The sequence below is a fragment of the Sporomusa sp. genome (genome assembly GCF_057736855.1).
In genome coordinates, this window is sequence record NZ_JBYKYF010000023.1 from 11,255 (window position 1) to 19,788 (window position 8,534).

The following is an 8,534-nucleotide window of genomic DNA, read 5'->3' on the forward strand; positions in this document are numbered from 1 at the left end:
GCTACCAGACCAGCAATATGCGCCATATCCACCATGAACAAGGCACCAACTTCACGGGCAATTTGACCCAGACGAGCAAAATCAATAATTCGCGGATAAGCACTAGCCCCAGCTACCAACATCTTCGGCTTATGTTTCATCGCTAGTTCGGCAACCTGATCATAATCAATCTGGTGGGTAACAGCATCTACACCATAAGCAACCACATTAAAATATTGCCCGGAAATATTAACAGGACTCCCATGAGTGAGATGTCCACCATGGGCAAGATTTATTCCCAGAATGGTATCTCCAGGCTTTAGGAAAGCAAAATATACAGCCGTGTTGGCCTGTGCCCCCGAATGCGGCTGAACATTAACATGGTCGGCACCAAACAGCTTTTTGGCCCGCTCTATAGCCAATTGCTCAACGATATCAACATATTCACAGCCGCCATAGTACCTGTGCTCCGGATACCCTTCAGCATATTTATTCGTTAATACCGACCCTTGCGCTTCCATTACCGCTTTACTAACAAAATTTTCTGAGGCAATAAGTTCCAGCTTGGTTTGCTGCCGTGTACGTTCAAGATCAATGGCCCGTGCTATCTCGGGATCTACACTGGCAAGTATGGTCATACACAATTCCTCCTCAAAGTAACATGCAATCCAATTTATGAATAAATTAACATAACTCGTAGACAGCCCGGGCCCCACCAATCAGTTTAGGTCTGCTGCGAGCGGCTGTTACATAGGCCTGACCGATAAATTTTTGCGTCAGGCGTACCGGAACGGCGACTGGTTTAATATGCATACCAATCAGAGTACTGCCAATATCCAAACCGGCATGGGCGGAAATGGCCTCCACAACGACAGGATTGACAAATTCACGCATGGCCTCTGCAGCCAATGCACCGCCGGCTTTAGCCACTGGAATCACCTGAACGACTTCGAGGTTATATCTGTCTGCTACAGCCTGTTCAACCACCAGTGCTCGGTTCAAATGTTCACAACATTGAATAGCCAGCGCAACCCGATACTTGGAACAAACTTTACAAAGACCTGACAAAAGTCGAGCAGCTATTACTTCCGAACCGTAGGAGCCGATGCGAGCCCCTTGGACTTCACTAGTACTGCAGCCCACCACCAGAATTTGGCCTGGTTTTAACTGAGCTGTTTCTATCAGTTCCTCTGTCGCCAGTATTATCTGACGTCCAATAGTTGCCAAATCTGTCTCCACAAATCCTTCACTCCCTCATGTTTTCGAGAGCCATTATTTTATCTACCCGGTTGGCATGTCGACCACCGGCAAACTCAGTTTTTAGCCAAACCTCAACAATCATCCGGGCCAAACCAGGGCCAATTACCCGTTCCCCCAGTGTTAGGATATTGGCATCATTATGCTCACGCGACATTTTCGCGGAAAAAACATCATTACACAGTGCGGCTCTAATCCCTTTGATTTTGTTAGCGGCAATGCTTACACCAATGCCTGTGCCACAAACAATAATGCCGCGGTCATATTCCCCCTTCGCCACGGCTTCAGCAACCTGGCGGGAAATATCGGGATAATCAACCGCCTCTGGCGTATATGTGCCAAAATCGTGAGTGTCGATATTTAGCTCTGTCAACAGCACTTTAATCTCTTCTTTAAGGCGAAAACCGCCATGATCACTGCCAATTGCTACCTTCATGCATATACCTTCCCATTTTTTTATTTAGCACCTTTTCACCTTTTCCACACCAATTAGTTTTTTCCTGCCAAACTGACAATTTTTTCCCAAGCTAGTGTCAGCAACTGCTGGATTTGTTTGGCGCATTGGCGGTACTCAGCCTCACTGCCACCAAATGGATCACTCACATCATGAGTTTCACCGGCAAATTCGGCTAATGTATACAGTTTTCCCTCCAGACCTGCGGCCATACCGGCTAATGCCCGTTTATGCGCAGCCGTCATAGTTAGGATTAAATCAGCATGTACGAGCTGTTCTGGCGTGAGTTGCTGGGAACAATGGTTGTCCACATTTAGGCCACACTCGCGCATAACTGTCCTGGCATGCGCAGATGCCGGTTGACGTCCAGCAGCAATGCCTGCTGATGCAATACTGATTTGGTCTGCCATCCCAGCTTTTTCGGCAATATCGGCGAGAAGAGCGGCAGCCATCGGACTGCGACAGGTATTACCTGTACAGACAAACAAAATCTTGAGCATGTTACGCTCAACTCCTCTTATTTTATGTTCGAAAAAAATATCTCATACCATTATTTTGGTTTTACACTTTCCTCTTTACGTACATGGCCGGATTTTTTAGCCACCCAGCAAACGAAACCCACACCCTTAGTAAATTGTTGTCCAGATAATATGTATCCCTAACAGCAGCAAGACCAAGCCACCTACTAATTCGGCCCTGCTCCCGATATAATGTCCTAGTTTGCGGCCAAGTCCCAATCCTAAGAGTGCAATAACAAAAATGACAAGACCAAGAATGACACTAAGACTTAATAGATCCACATCCATCATTCCCAGGCTAAAGCCTGCGGCCAAAGCATCAAGACTCACACTGGCTGCTAACACCATAAGAGCACCGCCACGCAAAGGACTAACTGGGGAGACACTGTCCTGACCTTGCATATTGTCTTTAATCATATTAATGCCTAAACCAGCCAATACCAGTGCACCAATAATGGCTGCCACATTTTGTACATTCGCTGTTGGCCAATCAATATGGTATGCCCCGACATGTTCAACAACACTGCCTAACCAATGGCCAATATGGTAGCCAGTTAAAATCATGATTATATGAAATAGCGCAAAAATAACGGCTGACCGGACAATAAGCAACCAACGCACTTTATTCATACCAATCGGCACAGCTACGGAAAACAAATCTGTTCCCAGGGCTGCACTCAGAACCAGGAGTTCAAACGCACTCATATCCCCACCCCCTACTGGTAATATATATGTACCAGTAAAAGGCAATATGAAGCATTACTAGGACTCTATGCCATATTTCCATTGGATATTCTGACGACTTCCGCTTACGTGTCAGCCTTATAGTTTATAATCATCAACGCAGAATACGATAACCGGCTGCCTTGCGCAGGCGGTTCATAACCGCCAAGCCCAGCCCCTGTTCGTCAATGCCTTCGGCATAAATAATATCAACAGGTTTGTGATCAAAACTTCTTAGCGCCGTATATAAGTTCGCAGCCACAGCGGCAGTATCGTTGCGTGAACCATATACCGTGGTTACCGTGCCTGGCGGCAAATCATCTGCCAATTCGGCAGAAACAATGGCTCCCACCGTTTTGCCGGCTGCCTGTGCCTGTTTTATTTCCTGATGTAAGAGCTCAACCATGCGGTCTGGTTCGGCTTCAATCAAAATCATGGGAGCCTTGGGTGCATAGTGGGTATACTTCATGCCAGGAGACTTAGGTCTAACCCCAGATCCTGCTAATGCCGGATCGACTTCAATATCGCCCAACACGGCTACTAACATCTCATAAGTAATACCGCCTGGACGCAGCAGGGTCGGCACCGGCGTAGTACAGTCAATTACTGTTGATTCTACACCAATGGCGCATGCCCCCGCATCAATGACCGCAGCAATTTTTCCATTAAGGTCTGTAAGCACATCCTGAGCAGTGGTCGGGCTTGGCCGGCCAGAGATATTGGCGCTAGGCGCAGCTATCGGCACACCGGCCAAACGAATTAGTTCGCGGGCCACCAGCGATGACGGCAACCGCACCGCCACCGTATTAAGCCCGCCGGTCACTTCATCAGGGACATGCGGCTGACGCTCAACAACAATGGTAAGCGGCCCCGGCCAATATTGCTCAATCAGTGCTCTGGCACTTGCCGGCACAGAAGCCGCTAATTCATGAATGGTATCAGGTGTTGCAATATGTAAGATCAGCGGATTATCTGACGGCCGGCCTTTGGCCTGAAAGATGCCCTTTACCGCTTGGGCATGCAGCCCATTGGCCCCCAGACCATATACGGTCTCCGTTGGAAACGCTACTAATTCTCCCTGCCGCAACAGTTCTGCCGCCTCCGCCAGTACAGCAGTATCCGGATTCGCAGGGTCAACTCGAAAATATTTCGTTTGCATATCATCAGCTCCATTAGGGAAACGAGGGACGGTGTAAGTGTATCCTTCATCCGTTCATTCGCGTAAGTGAAAGACTACTACGCGCTCAATTCCCGCATAATCCTTAATAACAGCTTCTTGTACAAGTCCACTGGCCGCATCAGCCAAGGCTCCCACCAAGCCAGCTTGATTCATTCCCACTTCCACGGCAAGAAACCCCCCAGGGTTAAGATACCCGGCAGCATGAGCCACAATACGCCGATAGAAATCCAAGCCATCTTTTCCGCCAGCAAGCGCCTGGTATGGCTCTCGCCGCACTTCGGCACTTAACCCGGTGATATCTGCATCTGGAATGTAAGGAGGGTTTGATAGGATTGCATCAAATGTTTTTCCGGCCAACGGCTGAAAGAGGTCTCCTTGAAAAAATTCCAAACGGCTAGCGACCTGATGTCTTATGGCATTTTTTTTGGCAATAGCCAAGGCAGCCTCTGATATATCTACCGCTACACCTGAGCCATCAGCCAGTTTGGTCAGAATACTGATAATAATGGCACCACTGCCTGTACCTAGATCAGCAATTGTCGGTTTCGTCTTGCCTAACAAGCGGTCTAGAGCGGCTTCCACCAAAATTTCAGTATCAGGCCGGGGAATAAGTACCGCCGGACTCACTGCAAAATCCAGCCCCATAAATTCTTTTGAACCAGTAATATAGGCCACCGGGAAGCGCATAGCCCGCCGCTTGACAGCTTCGCGATAGGCGGCTAATTCTTCTTGGGTCAGCGGCTGATCAAAGTTTGTATATAGATACAATCTGCTCTTACCTAGGATATGGGAAAGCAGTACCTCGGCATCCAAGCGGGGATTATCAATCCCCTTGGAGCCAAAATACTGCCTGGTCCATTGTAAAATTGAAGATATAGTCCATTGCACGCTCATATTATTCAACGTCTTTCAGTTTTTCACTCTGTCCGGCAGTAACCAGTGCTGAAATCAACTCATCCAACTCACCGTTTAATATAAAATCCAGCTTATGGAGCGTCAAGCCAATACGATGGTCAGTAACCCGGCCTTGCGGGAAGTTATATGTTCGAATCCGCTCGCTACGGTCACCTGTTCCGACCTGACTTTTACGATTTTCAGCAACTTCCGCCGCCTGTTCGGCCTGTGCCAGTTCTAATAATTTGGCCCGCAGCACGCGCATGGCTTTTTCACGGTTTTTAAACTGAGATTTTTCGTCCTGGCATTGTACTACCACACCGGTTGGCAAATGAGTAATCCGCACTGCCGACTCAGTTTTGTTAACATGCTGGCCACCTGCACCGCTGGCACAATAGGTATCGATCCGTAAGTCATTGGGATTAATCTCAACATCAACCTCTTCGGCTTCAGGCAACACGGCTACGGTCACAGTAGAGGTATGAATCCGGCCACTTGATTCAGTAGTCGGTACCCGTTGAACCCGATGTACCCCACTCTCATATTTGAGTTTGGAGTAGGCGCCTTCACCGTCAATGGAAAATACAACTTCCTTAAAACCGCCCAAATCCGGAGCATTGGCATCAAGAACTTCCACCCGCCACCCTTGACTTTCCGCATACCGGGTATACATGCGAAATAAATCACCGGCAAATAAAGCAGCTTCATCGCCGCCAGCACCGCCGCGGATTTCAACAATAACGCTTTTATCGTCATTAGGGTCTTTAGGCAACAACAAAATTTTAAGCTCTTCTTCCAAGACTGCTACTTTGCGTTTAGCTTCCTCATATTCTTCTTCCACCATTTCACGGAATTCGTCATCAAGCTTATCTTTCAGCAGTTCTCGCGCATCATTAAGTGCCTGAAGGGTCTTCTTGTATTCACGAAACTTTTCTACAACAGCAGTCATTTTGCTGTGAGCCTTGGTCAGCTTTTGCCATTCGGTCATGTCAGCCATAACCGCCGGATCGCTGATTCGGCCTTCCAGCTCCAGATATTTATCTTCAAGAGCCTGCAGTTTATCAAGCATCTGTTCTCACCTCTACATCTTGGTCTGGTCGTACGGCATTCAAGGCCGCAATGGCAACTTCAATCTGATCATCACTTGGATCACGGGTTGTCAGCTTTTGCAGCCATAAACCGGGGGTAATGGCACAGCCCACCCATTTGGCTTTACTTCTGCCAGCAAACCGGATAATCTCATAGGCAATCCCTGCCACTACTGGCAGCAATATAATCCGGGATACAATCCGGAGCCAGAGATCAGGCCATCCTAAAAAGGCAAACAACACAATACTTACCACCATAACAATAAGCAAAAAGTTAGTGCCACAGCGTGGATGCAAACAACTGTACTTCCGGATGTTTTCCACTGTCAGTTCCTCGCCAGCTTCATAAGCATGAATGGTTTTGTGTTCAGCACCATGATACTGAAACACACGCTGGATATCTTTCATCAAAGATATCCCCCAAACATACAGAAAAAATATAACTAAGCGCAACATACCCTCAAAAGTATTTAACAGGCGGGAATCGGTTACCGAGCTATGGATATATTTAGCCGCATAGGTGGGAATGATGACAAATAGCACAATGGCCAATCCCAAAGAAAATAACATGGTCATAGCAATCTCTTTATTGGATAATGTTTCTTCCTCTTCTTCCCCGGCCGCCTGAGCAGAAAAAGACAGGGCCTTCATACCATAAATTAACGATTCGGCTAAAGCCACAACACCGCGAATCATAGGTTTTTTCAAGATCGGATAACGGTCAGTAATGGATGTCAACCGCTCCTTTTTAACAATAATATTGCCGGACGGTTCGCGAACGGCAGTGGCGATAAACTCTGGACCACGCATCATTACCCCTTCGATTACAGCTTGCCCGCCAACAAAAGGTTTTTTCTCACTCACGCTACCCGCCCTTTCTCCATATAATTACAGCAGAGCATACCTGCCCTGCTGCAGTTTGATTATAACATATAGTGTAACAGCAGAGCATCACTGCTCTGCTGCTTGCTAATTAGCCTTGGTTTTGGCTACCGTAACGCTTGTTGAATCTTTCTACACGACCGCCTGCAGCTACCTGGCGCTGTTGACCAGTATAGAACGGATGACATTTAGAGCATACATCTACACGCAGTTCTTTCTTAACTGAACCAGTCATAAATGTATTTCCACAGCCGCAGACTACTTTGGCTTCTCCATATTGGGGATGAATTTTTTCTTGCATATCTTGCACCTCGCTTTATAAAGCCACTTTAAATTACGCGTGATAATTATAGCACATCGGACAAGGCCGCGCAAGCTATCTTACGGCAACTTTCTTTACAACGTCACGGCAGCCTCAGGTAGATATTAGCTGCCTTACAAGCTAAAAACAATCGATAAACAGGCTATAACCTAAATACATGGCCGTACCCCAAATAAACAGCGCAGAAAATTTTCCCAACAAGCCAAGCCACTTGTCCGAATTTTTCAGACTGCTAATTTTATTTCCGGCAAGTGCTAAAAACAAGAACCAAATCCAAGATACCATTATACAAGAAACTGTAAATATGACTTTGCTGTTGCCGGCGTAGTGTAGCGAACTCGTACCAATTACGCCGATAGTATCAAGAATCGCATGTGGGTTTAAAAGTGAAACCGAGGCTGCAAACATGGCCTGCTTGCCAGCAGACAATCTTACCGCACCAACCGATTGCGCTTGATCCGGCTGACTCTGCCAGGAAACCCAACCCATGTATAGCAAAAAGACAATGCCACTTCCCAACAATACTGTCTTTAGCCAGCTAAAACTTAATATTACCAACGACAAGCCCAATACCGCTGCCAAAATAAGCAATGTATCGCAAATACTGGCCGTTATAACCGCAGGCATGGCCTGCCATAACGTAAGCTGCACAGCCCCCTGCGTAAAAACAAATAAATTCTGCACACCTAACGGCAAGATTAATCCCATTGCTAAAATAATACCATGAATAAAAGGTTCCATTACTTCTTACACCTCATATAACTCTGGACGACGGTGCTGTAACAGCGGCAGTTCTTCCCGTACCCGTTTAATTGTCTGCAAATCAAGTTTTCCAAATAATACAGTCTCGGCTTCATCAGCCTCGGTTAGGATTCTGCCCCAGGGATCAACAATCATCGAATGTCCATAGGCCTTATACTGGCTCGCGGCATTAAGAGCCGGAGCGGCACCAATAACATATACCTGATTGTCTACAGCCCGTGCCCGCATCAACAAATTCCAGTGCGCAGGTCCGGTAACCGGTCCGAAAGCCGCTGGATAAATCAAAATATTTGCTCCTTTAAGCACCATAGCGCGTGCCAGTTCGGGAAAACGCACATCATAACAAATGGCTACACCCATAGTGCTGAGCGAAGTGTTTACCACAGTCATACGGTCGCCAGCCGTCAATGTTTTCGATTCCTGAAACACGGTACCTCCCTTAATATTCACATCAAACAAATGTGCTTTACGGTGG

Annotated in this window: 12 protein-coding genes; all 12 read right to left on the minus strand. The window is 47.1% G+C overall.

The window, feature by feature from the left end; genetic code table 11:
* On the minus strand, positions 1 to 617 hold a 617-nt coding region (locus AC29Z1_RS02980), incomplete at its 3' end, for a serine hydroxymethyltransferase (RefSeq protein ID WP_488269969.1).
* A gap of 46 nt (positions 618 to 663) precedes the next feature.
* Positions 664 to 1,218 (minus strand): TIGR01440 family protein, encoded by a 555-nt coding sequence (locus AC29Z1_RS02985; RefSeq protein WP_488269970.1) that lies wholly within the window; start codon positions 1,216 to 1,218, stop codon positions 664 to 666.
* A 7-nt stretch (positions 1,219 to 1,225) separates the two neighbouring features.
* A complete protein-coding gene (gene rpiB, locus AC29Z1_RS02990) occupies positions 1,226 to 1,672 on the minus strand; it encodes a ribose 5-phosphate isomerase B (protein ID WP_488269971.1) in 447 nt (148 codons plus the stop codon).
* Between the two features lie 53 nt (positions 1,673 to 1,725).
* Positions 1,726 to 2,190, minus strand: a complete 465-nt coding sequence (locus AC29Z1_RS02995) for a low molecular weight protein arginine phosphatase (protein WP_488269972.1) — start codon at positions 2,188 to 2,190, stop codon at positions 1,726 to 1,728.
* A 126-nt stretch (positions 2,191 to 2,316) separates the two neighbouring features.
* Entirely contained in the window at positions 2,317 to 2,913 is a 597-nt protein-coding gene (locus AC29Z1_RS03000) for a manganese efflux pump MntP (protein WP_488269973.1), read from the minus strand.
* Positions 2,914 to 3,046: 133 nt separating this feature from the next.
* Positions 3,047 to 4,090, minus strand: a complete 1,044-nt coding sequence (locus AC29Z1_RS03005; RefSeq protein ID WP_488269974.1) for an L-threonylcarbamoyladenylate synthase — start codon at positions 4,088 to 4,090, stop codon at positions 3,047 to 3,049.
* 54 nt (positions 4,091 to 4,144) lie between these two features.
* Positions 4,145 to 5,005, minus strand: a complete 861-nt coding sequence (gene prmC / locus AC29Z1_RS03010) for a peptide chain release factor N(5)-glutamine methyltransferase (protein WP_488269975.1) — start codon at positions 5,003 to 5,005, stop codon at positions 4,145 to 4,147.
* A 1-nt stretch (position 5,006) separates the two neighbouring features.
* Positions 5,007 to 6,074 carry a peptide chain release factor 1 gene (prfA, locus tag AC29Z1_RS03015; protein WP_488269976.1) on the minus strand — a complete coding sequence of 356 codons (1,068 nt, stop codon included), beginning with the start codon at positions 6,072 to 6,074 and terminating at the stop codon, positions 5,007 to 5,009.
* Positions 6,067 to 6,906 carry a DUF1385 domain-containing protein gene (locus tag AC29Z1_RS03020; protein ID WP_488269981.1) on the minus strand — a complete coding sequence of 280 codons (840 nt, stop codon included), beginning with the start codon at positions 6,904 to 6,906 and terminating at the stop codon, positions 6,067 to 6,069. Before AC29Z1_RS03020 ends, prfA begins: the two co-directional genes overlap by 8 nt.
* A 160-nt stretch (positions 6,907 to 7,066) precedes the next feature.
* Positions 7,067 to 7,276, minus strand: a complete 210-nt coding sequence (gene rpmE / locus AC29Z1_RS03025; protein WP_488269977.1) for a 50S ribosomal protein L31 — start codon at positions 7,274 to 7,276, stop codon at positions 7,067 to 7,069.
* Between the two features lie 141 nt (positions 7,277 to 7,417).
* Positions 7,418 to 8,038, minus strand: coding sequence for a LysE/ArgO family amino acid transporter (locus AC29Z1_RS03030; protein ID WP_488269978.1), 621 nt, complete (start codon positions 8,036 to 8,038; stop codon positions 7,418 to 7,420).
* A gap of 6 nt (positions 8,039 to 8,044) precedes the next feature.
* Positions 8,045 to 8,534 (minus strand): nitrilase-related carbon-nitrogen hydrolase (locus tag AC29Z1_RS03035; RefSeq protein WP_488269979.1); only part of this gene is annotated, 490 nt, incomplete at its 5' end.

Coding starts and splice junctions, on each gene's coding strand:
- AC29Z1_RS03020 (WP_488269981.1), bottom strand. CDS start 6,906: ATGATGCGTGGTCCAGAGTTTATCGCCACTGCCGTTCGCGAACCGTCC.
- AC29Z1_RS03000 (WP_488269973.1), bottom strand. CDS start 2,913: ATGAGTGCGTTTGAACTCCTGGTTCTGAGTGCAGCCCTGGGAACAGAT.
- prmC (WP_488269975.1), bottom strand. CDS start 5,005: ATGAGCGTGCAATGGACTATATCTTCAATTTTACAATGGACCAGGCAG.
- AC29Z1_RS02995 (WP_488269972.1), bottom strand. CDS start 2,190: ATGCTCAAGATTTTGTTTGTCTGTACAGGTAATACCTGTCGCAGTCCG.
- rpiB (WP_488269971.1), bottom strand. CDS start 1,672: ATGAAGGTAGCAATTGGCAGTGATCATGGCGGTTTTCGCCTTAAAGAA.
- AC29Z1_RS03005 (WP_488269974.1), bottom strand. CDS start 4,090: ATGCAAACGAAATATTTTCGAGTTGACCCTGCGAATCCGGATACTGCT.
- rpmE (WP_488269977.1), bottom strand. CDS start 7,276: ATGCAAGAAAAAATTCATCCCCAATATGGAGAAGCCAAAGTAGTCTGC.
- prfA (WP_488269976.1), bottom strand. CDS start 6,074: ATGCTTGATAAACTGCAGGCTCTTGAAGATAAATATCTGGAGCTGGAA.
- AC29Z1_RS03030 (WP_488269978.1), bottom strand. CDS start 8,038: ATGGAACCTTTTATTCATGGTATTATTTTAGCAATGGGATTAATCTTG.